General features: G+C 70.3%; 23 protein-coding genes. 11 read left to right on the forward strand and 12 right to left on the reverse strand.

Annotated features, from left to right (window positions below):
* Positions 1-117: 117 nt before the first annotated feature.
* The 6 genes from AB0E85_RS20640 to AB0E85_RS20665 all read left to right on the forward strand — a co-directional run bounded on the left by AB0E85_RS20640 (position 118) and on the right by AB0E85_RS20665 (position 5,812).
* On the forward strand, positions 118-1,104 hold the full coding sequence (locus tag AB0E85_RS20640) for a ketoacyl-ACP synthase III (protein ID WP_361929038.1): 987 nt from the start codon (positions 118-120) through the stop codon (positions 1,102-1,104).
* A 33-nt stretch (positions 1,105-1,137) separates the two neighbouring features.
* On the forward strand, positions 1,138-1,875 hold the full coding sequence (locus AB0E85_RS20645) for an SDR family NAD(P)-dependent oxidoreductase (RefSeq protein WP_361929040.1): 738 nt from the start codon (positions 1,138-1,140) through the stop codon (positions 1,873-1,875).
* 368 nt (positions 1,876-2,243) lie between these two features.
* On the forward strand, positions 2,244-2,582 hold the full coding sequence (locus AB0E85_RS20650; RefSeq protein WP_361929043.1) for a hypothetical protein: 339 nt from the start codon (positions 2,244-2,246) through the stop codon (positions 2,580-2,582).
* A gap of 82 nt (positions 2,583-2,664) precedes the next feature.
* Complete coding sequence (locus tag AB0E85_RS20655; protein WP_361929046.1) at positions 2,665-3,756, forward strand: GNAT family N-acetyltransferase; 1,092 nt, start codon at positions 2,665-2,667, stop codon at positions 3,754-3,756.
* A 41-nt stretch (positions 3,757-3,797) separates the two neighbouring features.
* Positions 3,798-4,331 carry a hypothetical protein gene (locus tag AB0E85_RS20660; RefSeq protein ID WP_361929049.1) on the forward strand — a complete coding sequence of 178 codons (534 nt, stop codon included), beginning with the start codon at positions 3,798-3,800 and terminating at the stop codon, positions 4,329-4,331.
* Complete coding sequence (locus AB0E85_RS20665; RefSeq protein WP_361929052.1) at positions 4,328-5,812, forward strand: FAD-dependent monooxygenase; 1,485 nt, start codon at positions 4,328-4,330, stop codon at positions 5,810-5,812. Before AB0E85_RS20660 ends, AB0E85_RS20665 begins: the two co-directional genes overlap by 4 nt.
* A 23-nt stretch (positions 5,813-5,835) precedes the next feature.
* Here AB0E85_RS20665 and AB0E85_RS20670 read toward each other — a convergent pair whose 3' ends face one another.
* Entirely contained in the window at positions 5,836-6,216 is a 381-nt protein-coding gene (locus AB0E85_RS20670) for an SAM-dependent methyltransferase (RefSeq protein WP_361929054.1), read from the reverse strand.
* Positions 6,217-6,329: 113 nt separating this feature from the next.
* Here AB0E85_RS20670 and AB0E85_RS20675 point away from each other — a divergent pair, with 113 nt between their 5' ends.
* The gene (locus AB0E85_RS20675; protein WP_361929056.1) at positions 6,330-7,589 is read left to right on the forward strand and encodes an MFS transporter; all 1,260 of its coding nucleotides are present in this window, start codon (positions 6,330-6,332) and stop codon (positions 7,587-7,589) included.
* A 133-nt stretch (positions 7,590-7,722) separates the two neighbouring features.
* Positions 7,723-8,352, forward strand: a complete 630-nt coding sequence (locus AB0E85_RS20680) for an NADH oxidase (protein WP_361929059.1) — start codon at positions 7,723-7,725, stop codon at positions 8,350-8,352.
* 20 nt (positions 8,353-8,372) lie between these two features.
* On the opposite strand, the gene AB0E85_RS20685 is transcribed toward AB0E85_RS20680, so the two are convergent.
* The 10 genes from AB0E85_RS20685 to AB0E85_RS20730 form a co-directional block, all read right to left on the reverse strand.
* Positions 8,373-8,981: a response regulator transcription factor gene (locus tag AB0E85_RS20685; protein WP_361929062.1), complete on the reverse strand. Its 609-nt coding sequence runs from the start codon at positions 8,979-8,981 to the stop codon at positions 8,373-8,375.
* A 99-nt stretch (positions 8,982-9,080) separates the two neighbouring features.
* Positions 9,081-10,271: a histidine kinase gene (locus AB0E85_RS20690; protein WP_361929065.1), complete on the reverse strand. Its 1,191-nt coding sequence runs from the start codon at positions 10,269-10,271 to the stop codon at positions 9,081-9,083.
* A 240-nt stretch (positions 10,272-10,511) separates the two neighbouring features.
* Complete coding sequence (locus tag AB0E85_RS20695) at positions 10,512-12,803, reverse strand: TOMM precursor leader peptide-binding protein (protein ID WP_361929067.1); 2,292 nt, start codon at positions 12,801-12,803, stop codon at positions 10,512-10,514.
* Positions 12,800-13,024, reverse strand: coding sequence for a hypothetical protein (locus tag AB0E85_RS20700; RefSeq protein WP_361929070.1), 225 nt, complete (start codon positions 13,022-13,024; stop codon positions 12,800-12,802). The genes AB0E85_RS20695 and AB0E85_RS20700 overlap by 4 nt, the downstream gene beginning before the upstream one ends.
* Positions 13,025-13,109: 85 nt before the next feature.
* On the reverse strand, positions 13,110-14,135 hold the full coding sequence (gene rfbB / locus AB0E85_RS20705; protein ID WP_361929073.1) for a dTDP-glucose 4,6-dehydratase: 1,026 nt from the start codon (positions 14,133-14,135) through the stop codon (positions 13,110-13,112).
* Positions 14,132-14,641 carry a GNAT family N-acetyltransferase gene (locus AB0E85_RS20710; protein ID WP_361929076.1) on the reverse strand — a complete coding sequence of 170 codons (510 nt, stop codon included), beginning with the start codon at positions 14,639-14,641 and terminating at the stop codon, positions 14,132-14,134. Before AB0E85_RS20710 ends, rfbB begins: the two co-directional genes overlap by 4 nt.
* A gap of 15 nt (positions 14,642-14,656) precedes the next feature.
* The gene (rfbA, locus tag AB0E85_RS20715) at positions 14,657-15,553 is read right to left on the reverse strand and encodes a glucose-1-phosphate thymidylyltransferase RfbA (protein WP_361929079.1); all 897 of its coding nucleotides are present in this window, start codon (positions 15,551-15,553) and stop codon (positions 14,657-14,659) included.
* A gap of 1 nt (position 15,554) precedes the next feature.
* Positions 15,555-16,160 (reverse strand): dTDP-4-dehydrorhamnose 3,5-epimerase family protein, encoded by a 606-nt coding sequence (locus AB0E85_RS20720; RefSeq protein ID WP_361929081.1) that lies wholly within the window; start codon positions 16,158-16,160, stop codon positions 15,555-15,557.
* The gene (locus tag AB0E85_RS20725) at positions 16,160-17,260 is read right to left on the reverse strand and encodes a DegT/DnrJ/EryC1/StrS family aminotransferase (protein WP_361929083.1); all 1,101 of its coding nucleotides are present in this window, start codon (positions 17,258-17,260) and stop codon (positions 16,160-16,162) included. Before AB0E85_RS20725 ends, AB0E85_RS20720 begins: the two co-directional genes overlap by 1 nt.
* Before the next feature lie 98 nt (positions 17,261-17,358).
* Positions 17,359-18,345 carry an NAD-dependent epimerase/dehydratase gene (locus AB0E85_RS20730; RefSeq protein ID WP_361929085.1) on the reverse strand — a complete coding sequence of 329 codons (987 nt, stop codon included), beginning with the start codon at positions 18,343-18,345 and terminating at the stop codon, positions 17,359-17,361.
* 264 nt (positions 18,346-18,609) lie between these two features.
* On the opposite strand from AB0E85_RS20730, the gene AB0E85_RS20735 reads away from it, so the two are divergent.
* Together AB0E85_RS20735 and AB0E85_RS20740 are read left to right on the forward strand one after the other, a co-directional pair.
* Positions 18,610-20,097: an MFS transporter gene (locus tag AB0E85_RS20735; protein WP_361929088.1), complete on the forward strand. Its 1,488-nt coding sequence runs from the start codon at positions 18,610-18,612 to the stop codon at positions 20,095-20,097.
* Between the two features lie 171 nt (positions 20,098-20,268).
* Positions 20,269-21,399, forward strand: coding sequence for a nucleotide disphospho-sugar-binding domain-containing protein (locus tag AB0E85_RS20740; RefSeq protein WP_361929091.1), 1,131 nt, complete (start codon positions 20,269-20,271; stop codon positions 21,397-21,399).
* Between the two features lie 71 nt (positions 21,400-21,470).
* Here AB0E85_RS20740 and AB0E85_RS20745 read toward each other — a convergent pair whose 3' ends face one another.
* Positions 21,471-22,175, reverse strand: a complete 705-nt coding sequence (locus AB0E85_RS20745; RefSeq protein ID WP_361929094.1) for a hemerythrin domain-containing protein — start codon at positions 22,173-22,175, stop codon at positions 21,471-21,473.
* A 249-nt stretch (positions 22,176-22,424) separates the two neighbouring features.
* Between AB0E85_RS20745 and AB0E85_RS20750 the strand changes: the two genes are divergently transcribed.
* Positions 22,425-22,811 carry an ester cyclase gene (locus tag AB0E85_RS20750; RefSeq protein ID WP_361929096.1) on the forward strand — a complete coding sequence of 129 codons (387 nt, stop codon included), beginning with the start codon at positions 22,425-22,427 and terminating at the stop codon, positions 22,809-22,811.
* Positions 22,812-22,932 lie beyond the last annotated feature (121 nt).

Below are 22,932 nucleotides of genomic sequence, written 5' to 3' on the forward strand. Positions count from 1 at the left end.
TGCCGACTGTATCTCCGCGTTCCGGTGGAGCGTCTTCGTGCCGCCTTCCGAAGGGACGGTCGACCGACTGCGATTCCCTGAAATCCATCTAGCCATTTGCGGAAGGATTGATCGTCAGTGCCGATAGGAATTCTGCGCCTGGGTGCCCATCTGCCGCCGACTGTCGTGGACAACGCCGCCATCGCGGCCTGGAGCGGCACCACCGAGCAGTGGATCGACGAACGTACGGGTATCCGCGAGAGGCGCTACGCCGACCCCGGGGTCGCCACATCGGACCTCGCCCTCGCGGCCTCGCTCGACCTGCTCGGCGAGGACCGCACTGCCTGGCCCGACATCGACGCCGTGATCGTGGCCACCTCCACCCCCGACCAGCCCCAGCCGTCCACCGCCGCGGTGCTCCAGCACGGACTCGGCCTGCCGAGCGGCGGGTTCGCCTTCGACGTCAACGCGGTGTGCAGCGGGTTCCTCTTCGGACTGACCGTCGGCGAAGGGTTGCTCGCGCACCGCATGAAGGGCAGGAGCGCTCTGGTAGTGGCCGCCGACATGTACTCGCGGATCATGAACCGGGAAGACCGCAGGACGGTCAGCCTGTTCGGTGACGGCGCGGGCGCGGCCCTGATCGGCCCGGTTCCCGAGGGATTCGGGCTGCACGCGAGCCGGCTCGTCACCGACGGTGAGCTGAGCTCGCTCGTCCGGGTGCCGGCAGGGGGGACCGTGCGTCCGCTCGATCCGGAGGCTTACGCGGCGGGCGATCACCTGTTCCGCATGGACGGCCGGAGAGTACGCGACTACGTCGTCACCACCTTGCCGAAACTCGTCCAGGAAGTGCTCGACGAAGCAGAGCTGACCCTGGGGGACATCGATCGGGTGGTGTTCCACCAGGCCAACACGCGCCTGCTCGAACACTGCACGGACATGCTCGGCCTCGACCCCGCCCGGGTGCCGCTCACCGCTCCCCGGTACGGCAACACCGGAGCCGCCTCGATACCGGTGACCCTGCACGACAGCCATCTGCGGCAGCCGCTGCTCCGCGGCGAGCGGATCCTGCTGGCCGGCGTCGGCGGCGGCATGACCGCCGGGGCCGCCGTACTGACCTGGTACTGACACCCACTTGGCGATCTGTGAGGAGAGATGGGCATGCGTGCACAAGGGCGAGTGGCAGTGGTGACCGGAGGGACCCGGGGGCTCGGGTTCGCGATCGCCAGGGAATTCCTGGAAGAGGGAATGTCCGTGGTGTGCGCGTCCCGTGGCGCAGGCGACTTCAAGCTGCTCGACGACGAGTATCCCGGCAGGGTCCGCTACCGGCAGACGGACGTCACATCACCGGATTCGGTGGCCGCGCTCATGCGCTCGGCGGTGGACCTCTTCGGCGGTCTCGACGTGGTCGTGGCCAACGCGGGCGTCAACCGTGACGGCAAGGTGGAACGGCTGGCCCCGGAGGACTGGGACGCGATGGTCAGCACCAACCTCACGGGTGTCTACCTGTGCACCCACGCCGCGGTGCCTCATCTGCGCGAGCGCGGCGGGACCATCATCAACGTCTCCTCCAGCATGGCCACCCGGGTCTCCGTCGGCGCCGCGGGGTACTGCGCCACCAAGGCGGCGGTGGAGATGTTCACGCGGGTGACGGCGATCGAGCTCGGCCGGTACGGGATACGGGTCAACGCCCTCGCGCCCGGCATCCTCAGCGAAGGCATGGGCAAGGAGCTGACCCACAACGACAAGGTCTGGGAGGTCTACCGCAAACGGTTCGCGCTCGGCCGGGCCGGCGAGGCGGCAGAGGCCGCGAGGGCGGCCGTGTTCCTCGCCTCGGACGATGCGTCGTACGTCAACGGTGACGTACTCGAGGTGAACGGGGGACTGCAATGGGCGTGAGCACGTCCTGAACGCGAAGGTGCCCTCCGTGCAGGGGCGATGAGACGGCTCGTGGGTCTCGTCCGCCCTTGCCGGAAGGTGCCTTTTTTCGTTTTCTGTTTCCGAGGCCGCAGGCCTCGGAACTTTTTTTGCCCACGGACTCCGTGGGCGTTCAAGTGGGACTCAAGCGGCTGCCGAGGGGATTCAAGTAGCTTTTGCACAGCAGAGAAGGAATTCAAGAATGTCCTCGCCATGCCTTGCGGAAGGTAAGCAATCAGGGAGAAGACAGGTGGCGGCTCGGGCTGCGACGCTCATTTCTGAGCGCGGCGAGTGCCGTGTCTCGGCGGTCCACAGGATCGCCTTCTGTGCATCTGTCGAAGGGACACGGCATGCGCGAGGCAGAGGTCATCCGTATGAATCCGGCCGAGGAGTTCGGCGTATGGGACCTGACGGTCTGGGACCGGGCGGGCGAGGACCTGGCGGTCTGGGACCAGGCCGGCGAGGAGCTCTCCGTGTGGGACCGGGCGGGCGAGGAGCTGGCGGTCTGGGACCAGGTGGGCGACGAGCTGAAGGTCTGGGACCGGGTCGGCGAGGAGCTCTCCGTATGGGACCGGGCGGGCGAGGACCTCGCGGTCTGGGACCAGGCCGACGAGGTGCTGAAGGTCTGGGACCGAGCCGACGAGGACCTGTCCGTCTGGGACCGGGCGACGGGACTGCAGGCGGCCTGACCGCCCCCCACCACCTTTCCGGCCCGGCAGCCCTGTGGCGCCGGGCCGGACGGGTTTCCGCCATGTCCGAGAGGGAGTTGCCGTGACGACATACCGCACCGAACCGGCGCCGACGACCGACGGGTTGCTGGTACGCACCGAGCTCCCCGACAGCTGGGACGACTGGATCGGCCGGGCCCCGGCCACCCTGCGCCGGCGCTGGATCTCGCTCGCCGAGGGCAGAATCCCCGGCGGCGCCCGCACCTTCGGCCTGGCGGGTCCGGGCGGTGTGCGGGTGGCCCTGGTCGGCGGCGTGATGGAGGCGCCCACGGGCCACGTGCGGTTCGATCCGCAGCGCGTTCTGTCGGGAGGCTCCGTCGAGGACGGAGTGGTCGCCGACGGCCCGCATCCGTGGCAGGGGCGCCGTGCCGAGGAGCTGTTCCCCGGTTGTCTCCTGATGGCCCCCAACTACGAGACCGCGCCCGTCGGCCCGGGCTCCCGCGACCCGCGGGTGCTCAGGGCCCACCTCGACGCTCTGCTCGACTGGTGCCGCGGCCAGGGGATCCGCAGTGTCTCCGCACTGTTCCTGCGGCCCGACCACCCCGAGTTCCTCGACGTGCTGCGCGGCGCCGGCTTCGACGTGGTCCCGATGGTGGACCGCAGCGACATGAACGTCACCTGGGACGACCTGGACGGCTACATCGCCACGCTGCGACGCAACCAGCGCTTCTCGGTACGCCGCGAACTGCGCGACATCGCGGCCCGGGGGATCGAGATCGTCGAGCGCCCCATCCGCGCCGACGAGCCCGAACTCCTGCCGCTGCGCGCTCAGTTGATGACCAAGTACGGCGCCGTGCCCGACGGTGAGCGCGAGGCCGCCTCGTTCCGTCATCTGCGCGACCACTTCGGCCCGGACAACGTCTGGATCGTCGAGGCCCGCAAGGGGGGCGCGCTGCTCTCCTTCACGATGCTGGTGCGCGACGGGGACCAGTGGACCGCGCTGATGAGCGGCACCGACTACGAGAACCCGGACGCCTCGTTCACGTACTTCGCCACGATGTTCTACCGCCCCGCCGAGCTGGCTCCGGGGCAGGGGATCACCACGATCTCCTACGGCCTCGGGACCGTACAGGCGAAGAAGCTGCGCGGCTGCACCGTGAGCACGCTCTCCGCCGCCGGCCTCGTCCTCGACTGACCGCCCGTCCTCACCTCACCGATCCGGCCAAGGAGATGCCCATGCCGCCCCAGAGCGCCACCCCGGTACCCCAGCACGACGGGAAGGTCCTGCTCGTCGCCGATGAGGGTCTGAAGTCCGCCGAGCGGATGACCGCCGAACAGGTCGACCGCAAGGTCTCCGACTTCTGGAACGGCATCGGCGGCGCCGCGTTCTTCGAGGCGCTCACCACCCGCTTCTACGAGCTCGTCTCCCAGGACGAGGTCCTCTCCCCGCTCTTCGCGGTCCCCGACTGGAGCCGCCACGCGGCACGGCTCCACGACCACTTCCGGCGGATCTACGGCGAGAACGACCTGTCCGCCGCCTGGGACCCGAAGATGCACCAGGCGCACGCGCACTTCCTGATCACCCGTGAGCAGAGGCTGCGCTGGCTCGCCCTGATGAAGGAGGCGGGCACGCAGCTGGAAGCGCCCGAGCCGTACTTCACCGAGTTCCTCACCATCATGAAGATCGCCAGCGGTGAAATGACCGCCGTGTCCCGGGGTGCCGCGCTGGCCCGCCAGGAGCGGTTCCACTGGGACGGGACCCCGGCATGAGCGGCGCCCCTGTCCGCAGCGTGGCCGTGGTGGGCGCGGGCCCGGCAGGGGCGTTCTGCGCCCTGGAACTGGCCCGGCTGCTGCCCGGCACGTCCATCGAGCTCTACGACCGCGACGAGAGAGGGCCGGGAGCGGGCATCGTCCTCACGGACGAGTTCGCCGAGCGCCTGCGCTCCGTCCACCCCGAGGCGTTGCGGCTGCCGTCGTCCGCGTACGCCACCTGGCGCGAGACGATCACGGTGATCGACGGCGAGCGGATACCGTCCGGCGCCTTCGGCATGTCGGGGATCTCCCGTCAGGTCTTCCACGCCCACCTGCGCACGCTGGCCGCGCGCCACGCCAATGTGCGTCTGATCCGAAGGGCCGTCACCGAACTGCCGGAACAGGCGGACCTGGTGGTCCTCGCGGACGGAGCGGGCAGCGAGCTGCGCCGGGAGCGGGCGGGAAGCTTCGGCACCTCGGTGACCACGGGCCGCACCCGGTACCTGTGGATGAGCACACCCTCGGTGCTCGAACCGTGCTTCCTGCTCAAGGACGTGGGCCCGGGCCCCCTGGTGGTGCACGCCTATCCGCATGCCGCCGCGGAGTCCACCTTCATCGTCGAGGCCGATCCGGACACGCTGTCCGCGCTCGGCCTGCTCGACCTGTCCGCAGCCGAGGCGGAGCTGCGGCTCGCCACGCTGTTCCGCGACGAGCTGCGTGGCGCCCCCCTGACGGCCCGTACCACCGGCTGGCTGCCCTTCCGTACGGTGATCAACCGCCACTGGTCGGACGGGCGTACGGTGCTCGCCGGGGACGCCGCCCACACGGTCCACTTCTCGACCGGCTCGGGCACCACGCTGGCCATCGACGACGCCCTGAGTCTCGCCCGCTGCATCGCCGGCCACGAGAATCCGCAGGCTGCGGTGGCCGCGTACGAGAGCATCCGCAAGCCGGTCGTCGAGCAGATGCAGGCGGAGGCGGCCGAAAGCACCGCATGGTTCGAGCAGTTGTGCGGCGGCGGGCGACTTGAAGGGCACAGGACGGTGTTCGCGCTGCGCAGCCGCCGGGCGCTGAACACCTTCAGCCGGCTGCGGGAGCGCGACCCGGAGTTCGTCGCTCGCACCGTGGCACGCCTGGCCGGAAAGGCAACCGACGCGGAGCCGGTCGACGTACCGCTGACCGTGGGCCGGGTGCGCGTCGACCACCGGCTGGTCAAGCTGGAGCGCCAGGGCGGCCGGTGTGTGCTGCGCGGCTCCGACGGCGCCGAGGCCCAGGGCCTGATCGTGGACCGGACCCCCGGACAGCCGCTGCCGGGCATCGACTTCCTCGCCGTACGAGCAAGGCCGGAGGGCGGCCGGGTGACCCGCAGCGCCACCGCCGCACACATCCGGGGCGTCACGCAGCTCCCCGTCGCGCTCCTCGTCGATGAGACTCTGCCCCGCGACGAGGCCAACACGCTGATCGCCGGGGCCCGTACGGACCTGGTGGCCGTGTCATGATCAACACGGCGAGTCCGGTGGCATCAGAAGTAGTTGCGCATCAGCTCACCGGACCAGGCGGGAGCGCGCACCTCACCGCGCGGGGCGAACTCCGGCAGATAGGGCTTGACGTCCAGCACCGGCGATCCGTCGATCGCGTCGAGGCCGTGCACGGTGAGCGTGAGCCCGTCGACGGCCGCCAGGGTGCACACCGACACCCCCAGGTGATTGGGCCTGTTGGGCGCGCGCTGCGCCAGGATGCCGGTGCGGGGCCAGTCGGTGTTGCCGCGCGGATGCTGCGTCGCGGTGCAGGTCCGCTGTGCCAGATGGAACGCGAAGATCACTTCGATGTGCGAGTAGTCGTCGAGCCCCGATGTCGCCGACGGATCGAACACCGCCGGATCGAGCTCGATCCGCGAGACCACAGGACCCCACCCGTCCTCGTGGATCCGCTCACGTCCCCCTCTGACCACCCCGACCGGACTGATCGGAAGCACCGCGTCCCCGCTTTCCGCCCCCACCGAATGAGGTGCCAGCCATGGCCCGTCTGATGTCCCGGCTGCTTCCCGCACCAGGACCCGGCCGTCTGCTGGTCCTGTGCACAGCCGTCGCCAGCCTTGGCAACGGACTCTACGTCACCGGCGGCGCCGTGTACTTCGTTCACGTCGTCGGCCTCTCACCGGCGCAGGTGGGCCTCGGTATGTCCCTCGCGGGCATCCTGGCGCTCGCCCTCGGGGTGCCGGCCGGGCACATCGCCGACCGGTTCGGGCCGCGCGGCACCACCGCCGTGTTCGCGCTGGGCAAGGCGGCGGCGCTCGCCGCGGCGGCCTTCGTGCACTCCTTCCCCGCCTACCTGGCGATGGCGGTGTTCCACGGTCTCGCCGAACAGAGCGGCCACGTCGCCCGGGGCGCCCTGGTCTCCGCAGTGATGGGCAAGGAGGGCCGGGTCCGGCTCTCGGCGTACATGCGCTCCGTGTTCAACGGCGGCTTCTCCCTGGCCGCGCTCGCGGCAGGTCTCGTCATCGCCGCCGATTCCACGACGGCCTACCTCGCCCTGTTCTGGGGCAACGCCGCGGCCATGGTGCTCGTGGCCGGGCTCTACATGCGTCTGCCCAAGGTTCCCGGCATCCCGCGTGAACCCCGTGGTGCGCGCCCGCGCGGGGCGGTGCGCGACCTTCCCTATCTGGCGGTCGCCCAGGTCTCCGGGATCGTCAGGATCGGGCCGACCGCTCTCGCGGTGGGACTTCCGCTCTGGCTGGTGGCGCACACCGACGCCCCCCGTGCGCTGGCGGCCTGGTTCATGCTCGTCAACACGCTGATGGTCGTGTTCCTCCAGGTGTGGCTCGCGCGCGACGCGGACACCGTGCGGGGAGCCGCGCGCCTCCAGCGGCTGACCGCCGTGGTCCTGGTCGTCGCCTGCGCGGTCACGGCGATGACCGGGGCCCTGCCCGCCTGGGCCGCCGCCGCCGTGCTGCTGTGCGTCGCCGTGCTGTTCACCGTCGGTGAGATCTGGGGCGAGGCCGCCCGGTGGGGGCTGCGCTACGAGCTGGCGCCCGCCCACGCGCAGGGACAGTACGGAGGAGTCTTCGCCACCGGCGACGCCCTGGCCCTGATCGCGGGACCCGTTCTGGTCACCGCGGTACCCGACCGGCTCGGCGCCCCCGGCTGGCTGCTCATCGCCCTGCTGTTCCTCGGCGTGCTCGCCGTCAGCGGACCCGTCGTGCGCTGGGCGGAACGGACCCGGGTGCCGGACCACGAGAGCGTGGACGCGGTTCCGACGGCGGTGAAGGCCACATGATTTCCTCATGCCTTCGATGTGATTCCCTCGCTGCTGTCGACGCAGTATGCGGTTTCATACTGAGGCCTGGAGCCCATCCGCGCGCAACAACGCCCCGGTGCCGGCTCCGCAGGCGCGAGGAGGCCGGCTGTCCGTGATTCCCTACCGGAAAGACTCGCCGCTGCGCATGCACTACCTGTGGTCCCTGCGTGAGGACACGGCGGTCGGCTGGGATGCGGAGGGCCGGGCCCTGGTGCTCAGCGGACCGCAGGGCATGGAGCGGATCGAGGACCCCACCACCGCGGTGGCCGAGACGCTGCACCGGATGGAACTGGGTCCCATCCGGCTGGCGAACCTGCTGGGACCCAACGAGGGGGCGGCCTCCGGCGCCGAGGCCTACACCCTGGTCCTGTCGGTGCTGCGGGAGATCTCCCACCTGGTGATCCGCACCCTGTCCCTCGAAGACCTCAAGGGCCCTGTGCTCTCCGTGGTGCCGGCGGGACCGGCCGCCCGCTTCACCCTCGTACGCCTTCCGGCGCAGCGCAGCGTGCGGCTGCGGCCCAACGTGACGATCACCCTGGAGGGGAACGTCTTCCTCCTGGAGTGCCGTGCGCTGGACCACCGGGTGCAGATCCACCGTCCCGAGGCGATGTGGGTGGTGTCGCTGCTCGCCTGGCCCACGACACCCGACGCGCTGATCCAGGTCCTGCCCCTGCCGGCCGAGCTGACTCTGGAGATCCTCGGCCATCTGGCGGGCGCAGGCATGACGGTGTCCGCGGGCTGACGGCGTACCGCGGCCGCGGGCTACAGCAGCCAGCCGGACTCACGGGCGATGCGGATGGCGTCGACCCGGTTACGCGCGTTGAGCTTGGTGACGACCGTGGTCAGGTAGTTGCGAACGGTGCCCACCGAGAGGTGCAGCTGCGCGGCCATCTCCTGCGGCTCCGTGCCTTCCGCGGCCAGTTGCAGCACCTCGGTCTCACGGATGGTCAGCGGGCTCTCGCTGCCACCCCAGGCGGCCAGGGCGAGTTGCGGGTCGATCACCCGCTGGCCGGCGACGACCTTGCGCACGGCCTGGGCGAGTTCGTTCGGCGGTGCGTCCTTGAGCAGAAAGCCCGAGACGCGCGCGGACATCGCCCGGCGGAGCGTGCCGGGCCGGCCCAGGCTGGTCAGGATCAAGGTGCGGCACTCGGGGAGGCGTTCGTGCAGGAGCGCCGCCGCGCTGATTCCGTCGAGTCCCGGCAGATCGATGTCGATGATGGCGACATCCGGCCGGTGTTCACGCGCCTGGCCCAGGATCTGGTCGCCGCGATCGAGCTCGGCGACCACTTTCAGGTCGTCCTCCAGATCGAGCAGGGCCACCAGTGCGCCGCGCACCATGTGCATGTCCTCGGCCAAGAGGATCCGAATCATCGCCGCCGCCCCCGTTTGCTCACCATGAGTTGTTTCGAGCCTACTCAGCTCATTCGACGCCAAAGCACCGTCAACCACAAGATCCGGCAGCCAAGTTGCTCATGCGGCACTGTCCGTACGGTCGTAGGGCCGCTCCTCGTCCGCGATGTCCGTCGCGTCCGGGTTCGGGGCCTTGGCCTCGCGGACCGGTGCCTCGGCGATGAGCCGGAATTCGCCCGTGTCACCGTCGTCGGGGACGCGCCGCACGAGGAGGCGCCCGCCGACGTCCTCAAGGCGTCGTTCGAGATTGCCCAGTCCGCTGCCGCTGTGCTGTGCCGGGGGATGGTGGCCGAGCACCAGGCCGTCGTTGGTGATCGTGAGGCGGGCGACGTCTTCCTCGACGTGGGCCGAGATCCAGCAGTACGAGGCCTTGGAGTGCCGCAGCAGGTTGGTGACCCCCTCGCGCAGCACCGTGGCGAGGACGGTCGACGTCGCCGGCGTCAGGTGCTCGATGGCCTCCTCCACGTCGACGGTGACCGAGACCCCCGCCGCGGCGAGCACCGATTCGGCGGAGGTGACTTCGGAGCGGAGGGACATCTGGCGGTAGCCGGTCGCGACCCGGCGTACGTCGGCGAGGGCCTGGCGGGAGATGACGAGCACCTCGTCGACCTCCTCGCAGGCCCGGTGCGGATTCGTCGGGATGAGCCGGCGGATCAGCTCGTTCTTCAGGGAGACCGCGGAGAGGCTGTACCCGAGCAGGTCGTGCAGATCCCTGGCGAACCGCAACTGCTCGTTGCTCACGGCCAGTCGGGCCAGGTCGGCGCGAGCCCGGTGCAGCTGGTCGACCAGGCTGGTCAGACGGCTCAGGCCGTAGACGACCAGACCCGTGAGCGCGGTGGACTGGCACATGTAGAACGTGTCGACGGCGCCGCGGCCGTCCACCGTGGCGGGGATGAGCAGACTGAGCACGGTCAGCCCGTACAGCGTCCAGCCCGCTCGCGGTGGCAGGAGAAGCAGCAGGGAAGCGGCGAAGAATCCGGCCATGGCGCCCCAGAACACCCCGAGCCAGACGAACGGCAGGTAGGTGAGGACGCCCTGGGCGGCGAGGGTGAGCATCTTGGTGCGCGTCGGCGCCGCGGAGGCGTTGGGGGCCGAGTGCACGAGTTGCAGCCCGAACAGCAGCAGCAGGCAGGTCACGAGAACGGGCAGGTCGTACGCGTCGTGCGGTGCGGACAGGATGTTGAGGAGTGTGATCACCAGGAAGCAGAGCAGTGAGGCGATCAGAATGCCTCGGGCGGTTCTGGCGGCCACGTGGCTGTGATCCTGTGACCGGCTGGTGGGCGTGAGGGACTCACCCGGACTGGTGCCGTCCATCTGTCGTCTCCCAGCTCCCCTCACGGTTCGATGCCGAGTCGAACGCAACAGGCGGTCATTCTATGCAGGTTGGGTGAAGTCGGGTGACGATATCCGGATCAGGTTGCGAAGGTGTCAAGGGGCGGCGTCGTGCGGCCGACCGCGTGACCTGAAGGCGGAGGTACGCGGCCGGCCGGGTCACACGAAGAGCGGGATCGGGTTGAGCTGCTCGTAGGGGGTGGGCCGGGAGAGCCGTCCGAGCCTGACCGGAGCCTCGAACAGCCTGCCCGGCGCGAACCGGGCCCAGAAGTGCCGCAGCCCCGGCACGAGCACCTTGACCACCGGCATGCCGACATCCGGCCGGGTCTGGTCGAGGACGAGCAGCTCCAGGCCCTGGGCCGCGGTGAGTTCCGTGATGGCCTTCACGTCGTCGAGCAGATCGGTGCGCGCAACGTAGTCCCAGTGGGCGGGGGTTCGCGCCTGGGTGGCCGGGTCCGGTGCCAGGTACGGCTGGTTGGCGAGGGTCGCCTGCCGCCACCAGCGGACCGTGAGTGGATCGGTGATGCCGTAGCCGCCGCCGGGACGGTCCGTGCTCGCGGACGGCAGCAGCTGGCCCGCTTCGGTGAGCGCGCGGCACAGGGCGATGGCCGGATCGAAGTGTGCGCCGAACCCGAAAATGATGTCCTCGGCGGGTCCACCCGTGCGCCGGGACAGGGCCACCACGGCGGGTATGCCGAGGTCCGAGGTGAGATCGAGCGCCCAGAGGTCCCGGCCCAGCTTCCGGTACTCCGCACGCAGCCGCTCGATGTACGGCTCTTGGAACGCGTCCAGGTCGATCGCGGGCTGCCGGGTGCGGTTGTACCACCACAGGGCGACGGCGTCCCGCTCGACCAGTTCCAGGAACCCCTGAAGCAGGGCGTCCTCCGGACTGCTGCCCGCCGCGTTGCCGTTGGAGTCGGCGTACGGTCCCCGCCCGCCGGGGGTGTCCGAGAAGTAGAGCATCGAGGTGGGCAGGAGCCTGTGGCGCTGCTCGGTGAGGGACCATACGGGCGTCCACTCCACGGGCCGGTCCTCGTCGAAGGGCTCCGGCACGTGGTGGAAGGGCGAGCCGGAGCGGTTCCAGCGGTCCCGCTCGCGGAACTGCCGGTCCGCGTACAGCTGGCAGAGGTTGGGGTGCACGGCCTGGTCGCCCAGGGCGCGCAGGGAGTCCACGACGACCGGTTCGTCGCCGTGCCGGGCACCGCAGTAGCGCTCCACCGCCTCGCACAGGGCGCTGGTGCGGGCCTCCGTGCCGGTCTGGCCCTTGCCGCCGCTCTGGGTGCGCAGTCCGGCGGGGCCGCGGTTCCGCATCGCCAGGTTGCACCCCGATACGTAGGTGATGGCGAAATCAGGGGCCCCGGGGGCGGGTTCGATCTGCGGGACGATGCCGGTGATCGGGCTCACCAGGTGCGCGTAGCGCTTCAGCAACTGGTCGGGAGTGAGCGCGCGGTGGCCGCCGCCGTTCGCGGCCTTGGCGCGCGAGACCGGGACGAACGGCGCGCGCACGCGCCGGCTCGTCAGGCCTGCCTCGCCGCAGGAGGGGCACTGCGGGATCCGGGACACGGCGTGGACGCGGGTCCGCAGTGCGAGGGTGTCGACCGTGCGGATGGAGCCCTGGTCGGCATAGCGCAGCCCGGCCAGCCACTTGGCCGCCTCCAGGACCGCGCTCTGCGCGGCCATGACGCGCCCGGCCGAGAGAGAGGCGGCCGGCAGCGCGAGCGGACGGTCAAGGCGCAGCGCGTCCCTGAGCGGCGCCTCGTACCCGCGGTGCAGCGCGAGGCGGTGCGCGAGGCAGGACCAGCAGGGCCCCTCGCCCGGCTGGAAGAAGGGCCCGATCCAGGGCTCGTAGCCGCACAGCCGGGTGAGCAGCCACGGTGTGCCCGCAGCCCGGTGCTCGGCGTCGACCTTCTCCAGCTCGGGGGAGAGGTAGTCGTCGCACAGGACAAGGGTCAGGTCCGCGTCCGATGTGGACACGCCGAGGCCACTGGCGAGGCCCGCGGCGAGCACCGGTTCGGGGTCGACGTCGCCGAGCGGCAGGACCCGCAGCCGTGAGCGGTTCAGCCCCGCCGCCGCCCGGGCGCCGTCCAGGCCGGCCAGGTCCCAGTACGCCTCGGCGGCCGGGTCGGAGTCCGGTGCCGCGAGGGCGGGATCGCAGAAACGGAGCAGCCCGGCCTCGCTGAGCAGGCGCAGTCCGTCCTCGACCTCCTCGCCGGTGAGGGCGGGCGCGGCGGCGTGCAGGATCTCGGCGAGCGACCGGGTGCCGTCGAGCAGCGGGACCAGGACGTCGGCGAGGACGCCGTGCAGGGTGGTCACACCCTGTCGGGAGACCAGGTACGTCGCCTCGCCGGGTACGGTCGCCGGACGGAGGTGGTGCCGGAAACCCACGAGGGTCGAGCCGTTCTGCGGCGCGGCCGGTCGGGGTCTTCGGGGGTGTCCCGACTCTGGGTTCATATCCAGGACCCCACGACCGCATCACCCTCGACGGCCAGGGGAGCCGATGCCTGCGCGTCGAAGGCTTCGGCGGACGCGCTCAGGCCGATCCAGGTGAAGCAGGCCAGCGGATGGGTGTCGGCGGAGTGGTCGAGACGTTTGACCACGAGGAGCGGACGGGCAGAAGGTGCCTCGGTGTGGTGCGCCGAGCTGGTGACAAGAGTGGCACTGGCGTGACTCATCGCAGAATCCTCACTGGCGTGGTCGGCTTGTGCTCCGATGGCCGGAATTCTTGGCGAAATCGAATGGTCACGGACAGTGACCGTGTCACCGGTGAGGGGTGAAGATCTCACTCGCGGAGCTTCCACTTCCGCCGGCGCCCGCCTTCAGCGGTTCCCACCAACTGCGGTGGTCGCGATACCACTGAACGGTTTCGGCCAACCCCTCCTCGAAGCTTTTGCGCGGGTTGTAGCCGAGTTCCTCGCGGATCTTCGTGCAGTCCACGGAGTAGCGCCGGTCGTGGCCCTTGCGGTCCTCGACGTGGTCGACGCTCTCTGCCCAGGTCGCGCCGCATGCGTCGAGCAGCAGACCGGTGAGCTCCTTGTTGGAGAGCTCCGTGCCGCCCCCGATGTTGTAGACCTCGCCGGCGCGGCCCTTGGTGCGGACGAGTTCGATGCCCTGTACATGGTCGTCTATATGCAGCCAGTCGCGGACGTTGCCTCCGTCGCCGTAGAGCGGGACCTTCCGCTCGTCGAGGAGGTTGGTCACGAACAGCGGGATGAGCTTCTCGGGGAACTGATGGTGCCCGTAGTTGTTCGAGCAGCGCGTGACACGGACGTCCATGCCGTGGGTGCGGTGGTACGAGAGCGCGATGAGGTCGCTCGACGCCTTCGACGACGAGTAGGGCGAGTTGGGGCTCAGCGGGTGGCTCTCGGGCCAGGAACCCTCGTCGATCGACCCGTACACCTCGTCCGTCGAGACGTGCACGAAGACCTCGACCCCGGCCCGGTGCGCCGCGTCCACGAGCGTGTGCGTGCCGACCACGTTGGTGCGTACGAACTCGGCGCCCCCGCCGATCGACCGGTCCACGTGCGACTCCGCGGCGAAGTGCACCACCTGGGCGTGCTCGGCCATCAGCTTCTCGACGAGGCCGGGATCGCAGATGTCGCCCTGCACGAGGGAGAAGTCCGGATGTGAGCCGACCTCGTCGAGGTTGGCGGGATTGCCCGCGTACGTCAGCTTGTCGAGGACGGTGACCGAGACGTCGCCGGGGCCGTCGGGGCCGAGCACCGTACGGACGTAGTGCGAGCCGATGAAGCCGGCACCGCCGGTCACCAGGATGCGGGTCGTCACGACGCGCTCCCCGCGGTGGTGTACCGGCTCTCGGGCACCGGCTTCCCGGCGTACCGGTTCATCGGCCTGATCGTGTCGGGCAGGTCCTCGAAGCCGAGCTCCTGGTACAGACCGACCGCCTGCGGGGCGACGAAGACGCTCATCCGCCCGCAGCCGAGCGCCATGAAGTGCTCGGTCATGTGGTGCACCAGGGAGCCGCCGATGCCACGACGGCGGTACTCGGGCAGGATGCACATGGCGATGCCGTAACCGGCGGCCGTCGCGGAGGACCCCGGGTTGGGGAAGGTGGGCCTGATCTCGCCCGTGATCCCGGCGATGACCTTGCCCTCGTCCTCCACGATGAACGCGTAGAAGGAAGGGTCGTTGGCGAGACGGTCCCGGGTGATCTCCTCACAGGCCTGCATCCAGTCCGTGGGATGGGGGCCGTTGATGTCGTCGTGCATCTGCCGGCGGAGCTCGGTGAGGACCTGTGCGTCGTCCGGCGTGGCGGGGCGGATCGGGAACATGGGGCGGTCTCCTTCTCAGGCTACGTGGGCGGTGAGCAACGGGCGGTGGCGTGCCGCGACCTCGGTGACGTAGGCGCCGTAGGCCGTGCCGGCCATCTCCTCCCCGAGGCGAAGACACTGCTCGGGGGTGATGAAGCCGCGGTTGAGCGCGACCTCCTCGACGCACGCGATCCACTCGCCCTGGCGCTGCTCGACCAACTGGACGTACTGCGCCGCCTGGAGCAGCGAGTCGTGGGTGCCCATGTCCAACCAGGCGAATCCGCGCCCGAGTTCGGTGAGGCGGGCCCGGCCCTGGGCGAGGTAGGCAAGGTTGACGTCGGTGATCTCCAGCTCGCCGCGCGCCGACGGGGCGAGCTTCTCGGCGATCCCGACCACGTCGCCGTCGTAGAGGTAGAGACCGGTCACGGCGAGGTTGGACCGCGGGTGGCGGGGCTTCTCCTCCAGGGAGAGGAGCCGGCCGTCGGCGTCGATCTCCCCGATCCCGTACCGGTGCGGATCGCGCACCCGGTAGCCGAAGAGCGCGGCGCCGTCGAGCCGGCGCAACGCGTCGTCGATGAGGACCGAGAACCTCGGACCGTGGAAGATGTTGTCGCCGAGCACCAGCGCGACCTGGTCGCCGTCGATGAAGTCGGCCCCGATGACCAGGGCTTCGGCAATGCCGCGCGGCTGGTTCTGCTCGGCGTACTCGATGTTCAGACCGAGCCGTGAGCCGTCCCCGAGGAGGGTGCGGAAGCTGTCCGAGTGGTCCTTGGACGAGATCACCAGGATGTCCCTGATCCCGGCCAGCATCAGCACGGAGAGCGGGTAGTAGATCATGGGCTTGTCGTAGACCGGCAGGATCTGCTTGGACAGCGCTCCGGTCAGCGGCCGCAGCCGGGTACCGCTGCCGCCGGCGAGGATGATGCCCTTCATCTCAGCCCACCCTCCACTGCTGTTCGAGCCGGGTGCTCAGCTCGTAGCGCGGGAGCAGGCCCTGCTCGGCGGCCTCGGCGAGGGTGGGCGCCACGGTGTCCCGCTCGGAGTAGACGGGCGTGATGTCCTCGGGGATCGGCAGGCCGAGCGCCGGGTCGGTGACCGAGATGGCCAGCTCGTGCTCGGGTACGTAGCTGCTGGTGACCATGTAGGACATGACCGTGTCGTCCTCGAGCGCGACGAACGCGTGGCCGAGACCGACCGGGAAGTACATGGCGCGGAAGTCGTTCTGGTCCATCAGGACCACGTCCCATGTGCCGAAGGTCGGCGAGCCGACCCGGATGTCCACGACGAAGTCCAGGGCCGAACCCTTCGGGCAGTACACGTATTTGGCACAGCCGGGCGGGGTCAGCGTGTAGTGCACCCCACGCACCACACCGCGCTGGGAACGGCTGTGGTTGGTCTGGGAGACCGGGAAGCGCGCGTTGCCCGTGGCCTCGGTGTAGGCCGGCCCCTGGAACGGCGAGAGGAAGAGACCGCGCTGGTCGGGGAAGACTTGCGGGGTGAACTCGAGTGCGCCGGCGACGGCCAGTTCACGGACCTTCATCACAGCACCTCCCGCAGCGCGGCGATGACCTTGTCCTGAAGGCCCTCGGAGAGCGAGGGGTACATCGGCAGCGAGAAGATCTCCCCGGCCAGCTTCTCGGTCACCGGCAGCGAGCCCTTGGCGTATCCGAGGTGTTCGAAGCCGGTCATCGTGTGCACCGGCCACGGGTAGCTGATGTTCAGGCTGATGTCGTGCGCCTTGAGCGCCTCGATGATCCGGTCGCGCTCGGGGTGGCGGACCACGTACACGTAGTAGACGTGCGTATTGCCCTCGTTGACCTTGGGGAGCAGCAACCCGGTGTCGCCCAGGGCTTCCTGGTAGCGCTCGGCGACCCGCTGACGGCCGGCCACGTAGGCGTCGAGCCGGGTCAGCTTGCGGCGCAGGATCTCCGCCTGCACCTCGTCGAGCCGGCTGTTGTGGGCCGGCGTCTGGACGGTGTAGTACACCTTCTCCATGCCGTAGTAGCGCAGCTTGCGCAGCTCGGCGTCGATGTCGTCGCGCGAGGTGACCACGGCTCCGCCGTCGCCGTACGCGCCGAGCACCTTCGTCGGGTAGAAGGAGAAGGCGGCGGCGTCCCCGGTCGTTCCGGCGAGCCTGCCCTGCCGGGTCGCACCGTGCGCCTGTGCGCAGTCCTCCAGGATCGCCAGGCCGTGCCGGTCGGCAAGGGCCTTCAGCGGGTCGAGGTCCACGCACTGGCCGTAGAGGTGGACCGGAAGCAGCACCTTGGTGCGCTCGGTGATCGCCGCCTCCACCTGGCCGACGTCCATCAGGAAGTCGTCCTCGTTGACGTCGACGAAGACCGGTGTGGCCCCGGTGCCGTCGATCGCGATGACGGTGGGCGCCGCGGTGTTGGACACCGTGATGACCTCGTCGCCCGGGCCGACCCCGAGTGCCTGGAGGGCGAGCTTGAGCGCGTTGGTGCCGTTGTCGACGCCGACGCAGTGACCGGCGCCGTGGTAGGCGGCGAACTCCTCCTCGAATCCCTTGACGCTGTCACCGAGCACCAGCGTGCCGGAGGAGAAGACCTTCTCCACGGCGTCGAGTAGGTCCTCGCGCTCGCTGTGGTACTCGGGCAGGTAGTCCCATACATAGGTGGTCATGCGCGTTCCTTCGTGTGTCGTCGTGGTGCGGCGGGCGCGAGTACGGGGGTACGGGGTGTCGCCGGGTCCGCGGTACGGGGGGGGTGGGGTACGGCGGTTCACCGGCTGGACGGTGCGGGGGCGAGGGCGGCCACCGTGCGTTCGAGGCCCTCGTCGAGCGGGACCCGCGGCTGCCAGCCGGTGACGGAACGGAACGGGGTGGAGTCGATGGTCACGCTCAGGAAGTCCGTCTCCGGGGCGTGCGCCGGCGGCTGTACCGAGACGACCGGGACCGGCGGCCTGCCGGTACGGGCCGCGGCGTGCCGGGCCACCGTGCGGAACACGTCGCCCAGCGCGTCACCGCGTCCGGCACCGAGCAGCCAGGCACGGCCGGCCAGTTCGGCGGGATGGTCCACGGCGGCGGCGAACGCGGCGGCGATGTCGGCGATGTGCACCAGATCGCGGCGTACGGTGCCGTCGTGCCACAGCGTGATCTCCTGGCCCGCGAGCGCACGGCGGGCCATCGCGGCGACCACCCCGCGGTCGGCGGTGCCGGGTACGGTGCCCTCGCCGTAGACCGTGGGCAGTCTGAGGCCGACACCGCGGACCACCCCGGCAGCACTTGCTTCGAGCAGCAGCCGTTCCGCGGCGAGCTTCTGCTCGTCGTACACCGTACCCGGCAGATCGGGTTCGCTGCCGTCGAGGGGTTCGCCCGGCGGGGGGCCGACCTGTGAGGCGGCGCCCGCGTAGATCACCAGCGGCGGCCGGTCCGGGTTCGCGACCAGGTCCAACAAGTCACGCAGCACACCGACGTTGACCCGCTCGCCGCCCGGTTCGGCGGCGGCCCGCCAGCCTCCCTCGCACAGCAGAGCGTGGATAACGACGTCCGCGTCCGTGACGGCCGCGGACAGGGCGTCCCGGTCGGTGAGGTCGGCGGTCACCACCTCGACGTCCGCGCGGGCGCCGTGCGGAACGGCGGCGGGACGCCGGGCCACCGCCCGCAGGCGCAGCTCCTGCCCGGCAAGGGCGGCGAGCACGGCCGAACCCACGAAGCCGGTGGCGCCGAGCACGGCCACCAGGGGCCGGTCGGTCGGTGCCGTTGTCATGCGGATGCCTCCCAGAGTGGCCGGATGGATGCGGCGATCGTGCAGCCGCCCGATCGGGCGCGACCGGAGCAGCGCTGGAGGCCGGCTCGCACCGGTGGCCTGAGGCGCGACTCGACCGGAGCTTGAGCCCGGACGCCTAGCGTCGGTGTGTCTCGCGCCCGCCGGGCGCGATGTGGTGCGCCGTCCGCACAGGCCGGCGCACGGTTACCGCTCACGCGACGGACACCGTTGCCTCCTCTCTGATGAAGTCGGAAGGAACCCTGAATGAGTACTGACAAACTCGCCGTCGGCGGCGACGCGGCCGTGGCGGGGAAGTCCCCGGGCGCGGCCACGCTGATCACCGGCCTGATCGCTTTCATGGCGGGGCTCGACAACCTGGTGGTCGTCACAGCACTGCCCACCATCAGGGAGAAGCTGGGCGGCAGCCTGGAGCAGCTGGAATGGACGGTGAACGCCTACACCCTGACGTTCGCCGTCCTGATGATGTTCGGTGCCGCGCTCGGCGACAGGTTCGGGCGCCGCCGGGTGTTCATCGCCGGTCTGCTGCTCTTCACGGCGGCCTCGGCCGCCGCGGCCCTCGCGCCGGGCATCGGTGAACTCATCGCCGCCCGCGCGGTCCAGGGCGCGGGTGCGGCCATCATCATGCCTCTCTCCCTCACCCTGCTCACCAGCGCCGTGCCCGCCGCGAAGCGGGGCGCCGCCCTCGGTATCTACGGTGCGCTCAACGGACTCGCCATCGCGGGCGGCCCGCTGATCGGCGGCGTGGTCACCCAGCACATCGCCTGGCAGTGGATCTTCTGGATCAATGTGCCGGTCGGTCTGCTGCTCGCCCCGGCGGCCTGGCGCGGTCTGGCCGAGAGCCGCGGCCCCAACAGCCGTCTCGACCTGCCGGGCACCTTCCTCATCAGCCTCGGCATGCTCGGCCTCGTCTTCGCCCTGATCCGTGCCAACGGCCATGACGGCTGGGGCTCCCCGCAGGTCGTCGCCTCACTGGCGGGCGGTGTCCTCGTGCTGGTCCTCTTCGTCGTGTGGGAGCAGCGCACCAGCGCTCCGATGCTGCCCATGGGCATGTTCCGCAACCGGGCCTTCAGCGCCGTCAACGCGGGCGGTCTGCTGATGAGTGTCGGCATGTACGGAGTCGTCTTCCTCATCACGCAGTTCATGCAGACCATCCAGGGGATGTCACCCACCGAGGCCGGTGTGCGGATGCTGGCGTGGACGGCCATGCCGCTGCTGGTGGCGCCCTTCGCGGGCATCCTGTCGGACCGGATCGGCGGACGGCCCGTCGTGACCTTCGGACTCACGCTGATGGCCCTCGCGTTCGCCTACTGGGCCCTCGTCATGAGCCCCGACGCGTCCTACCTCTTGCAGCTGCCCGGCTATCTCCTCGGCGGCGTGGGCATCGCCTGCTTCTTCGCCCCGCTGCTCAACCTGACGATGAGCTCCGTCGACGTCTCCGAGCAGGGCATCGCCTCCGGCTCCACCTCGGCCACCCGTGAACTGGGTGCGGCGCTCGGCGTGGCCGTGCTCGCCAGTGTGTTCACGCACAACGGCGGCTATGCGTCGGGCCAGAACTTCGTCGACGGCTTCGTGCCCGCCCTGTGGGTCGGCGCCGCGGCCGTGGCGCTCGCCGCGGTCGTGATGTTCTTCGCCCGCAGGCCTGACGGCGCGGGGGAGCGGACCGGTGCCGAACCGGTCGGTGCCGCGCCCGCCAGGGACGCGGCCGCAGAGGCCCAGCCGGCCGCCCGCTGACCTCTTCGTGAGCAGGCCCGCGGCCCACCAGTACGCCCACGCGGTGGGCCGCGGGCCTGCGGCGAAACGACGTGTGCGTCATCCGTTCTTCGCGCCATCGGCAGAAAGGCAGTACCGGACATGAAGGTTGTCTTCGCAAGTCTCGGAAACTACGGACACATACTTCCCCTGGTGCCGACCGCACAGGCGGCACAGGCGGCCGGGCACGAGGTCTGGTTCGCCACCAGCGAGCAGTTCCACCCGATCGTCGAGAAGGCCGGCCTGCGCCCGGTCACCGCAGGGATCACCGTCCCCGAGGCGTACATCGAGGCGGCCGGCGGCCAGGCAGCCCTCGACGCCATGGGCGGTGCCTCGCAGGCCAGCGATGTGCCTCCCGAGGTACTGGCGGGCATGGGCGTCCAGGCCTTCTCCTCGCTGCTGCCGCGCAGCGTGTACGCGGACCTCACCGGTGTCCTCGACTCCCTCGGGGCCGACCTCGTCGTCTACGAGATCTACAACCCGGGCGCGGCCTTCGCCGCCGTCGCGGCCGGGGTGCCCGCCGTATGCCACGGCATCGGCCGGGTCTCCTACGACGAGATCATGGACCCGCTGTTCCAGAAGGAGCAGATCGCCACGGCGATCGACCTGGGGGTGGCCGACAAACTCGGCCACAGCCGCACCTTCGGCAACCCGTTCATCGACATCTGCCCGCCCGCCGTACAGAACCAGGGGTTCCTGGCCGAGGGCCTGGAGCTGATCCCGCAGCGGCCCATCCCCTTCGCCGAGCCGGGCGAACTGCCCGCGAGCGTCACCCAGGGCGAGGGCTCGCTGGTCTATCTCAGCCTCGGCACCGTGCTCGGTTCCGCGGAGCTGCTGCGTACCGCGATCGACGGTCTGCTGCCGCTCGGCGTGCGGGTGCTCGTCGCCACGGGCCCGGTCGTCGACCCGTCCGCGCTCGGCGATCTGCCGGAACGGGTCGTCGCGCTTCCCTGGGTGCCGCAGACCGAGGCGCTGCGGTACGCCACAGCGATCGTCCACCACGGCGGCCAGGGCACCACGCTGGCGTCGCTCGTCGCAGGGCTGCCTCAGCTGATCCTGCCGCAGCCCGGCGACGGCCCCGGCAACGCCACCGCGGTGCGCGACACCGGGGTGGGCCGCTTCCTGCTTCCCGAGCAGGTGTCCGCCGCCGCGGTCGAGACCGAGATGCGCGCGCTCCTCGCCGACGCCGCCTACCAGGAGCGGGCCCGCAAGGTCGCGGCGGAGATCGAGACCCTGCCGGCGCCGACCGAGACCGTCGCGCGGTTCGCCGAGTTCGTCCGCTGACCGGCCCCCGGCACGTACCGGTGCCCCGCGCTCGACGAGGAGCGCGGGGCACCGGTACGTACGGCCTGATGTCAGGTCGTGGCGCGGACCCTGCCCATGGTGCGGGCGTACAGCCGCGGCCCCAGCGCGCGCCACACCAGGCGCACGGGTGCGGGCAGACCGCCGAGGAGGATCGCACGCTCGCGTTCGTCGGCGTCCTCCATCACCATGCCGAAGTATTTGAAGAGCTTCGTCTTGGGGGTGCTCATCACGAAGTGCTCGCCCAGCGCGCCGAACTCCTTCGCGGTGAGGAAGCGTTCGGCGAGGGGAAGCAGATGGGCCTCCTCGTCGTCGAGGTGTTCGACGATGACGGTGCGGTGCTCTTCGATCGCGGCCACGGCGAGGTCACGGGTCCGCGTATCCGCCGCGGACGCCCAGGTGGAGACGAGGGCGGCGGCCGCGTCGAGGGTTTCGACGACCCGCTGGTGCTCGGCCTCCATGCGGTGGACGACCTTGCGCTCCTCGGCGCTCAACCTTTCGAGCATCGGCGGCCAGAGGAGCTCGTCCTCACCCTCGTGGTGGTTGATCAGGCCACTGCGCAGGTCGGCGAAGTGCTCGGCGAGTACGGCGGCCCGCTTGACGTTCCCGGGACCCACCGCGGCGATCAATTCGCCGATCAGCCGCAGCTCCCGCCGGAAGGCGCGGTGGACGATGACCATCTCCTGGGCGTCGAAACCGCCGAACTCGGTGCCGCTCGTCGAGGGAGTCGGTGACGTGCCGGACGTGGACGAGGTCATGGGCGTCTTCCTCATCGGTTCGGGGACCCGGCCTGCCGGCCGGCTCCTTGGCTGTCCTTCGTGGGGGGAACGGAGCGAGAGCGCTGATCGCTTCCAGTCTGCCCTCACCGTGCTCGAGTCTCGCTTGAGCCGCGGGCGCTGAGCGTGCTCCAGAGCGGCTCGACCGCGTTTGGCGATGCTCGGTCCACACACGTTCCTGTCGGAGCCGAGCCGAGAGAGGCCAGCATGCCCAGCAGCCACCACACAGTCGTGCAGCACTTCGTAGACATGATCAACAGCCATGACGTCAGCACCATGGCGGAGCACACGGCACCCGGACACATCGACCACAACCCGGGGGTGGCCGACGGCATCGAGGCCAACCGGGCCTTCTGGGTGCAGGTGTTCACCGCGTTCCCCGACCTGAAGGCCGAACTCCACGACGTCATCGCGGAAGGCGACAGGGTAGCCGCCCGTATCGAGTACACGGCGACCCACCAGGGCCCGTTCCTCGGGATACCGGCGACCGGGAACACGGTGAACTTCCAGTCCATCGACATCTGGCGGCTCGAGGACGGACTGTTCGCCGAGCACTGGGACCAGCTGAACATGGACGACCTCTTCCGCCAGCTGGGCGTCGCCCCGGCGGCCGCCTGAGACAGGTCCCGGCACCATACGTCGGCGCGGTGACCGGGCCTCCCGTGAAATCCGCTGACGAGCGGATGTACGTCGAGAAACGATCTCGTCCCAAACAACACAGACGCGCCGGGTGAAGCCC

Origin of the sequence: Streptomyces sp. NPDC029044 (assembly GCF_040637495.1) — a bacterium.
Taxonomy (GTDB): domain Bacteria; phylum Actinomycetota; class Actinomycetes; order Streptomycetales; family Streptomycetaceae; genus Streptomyces.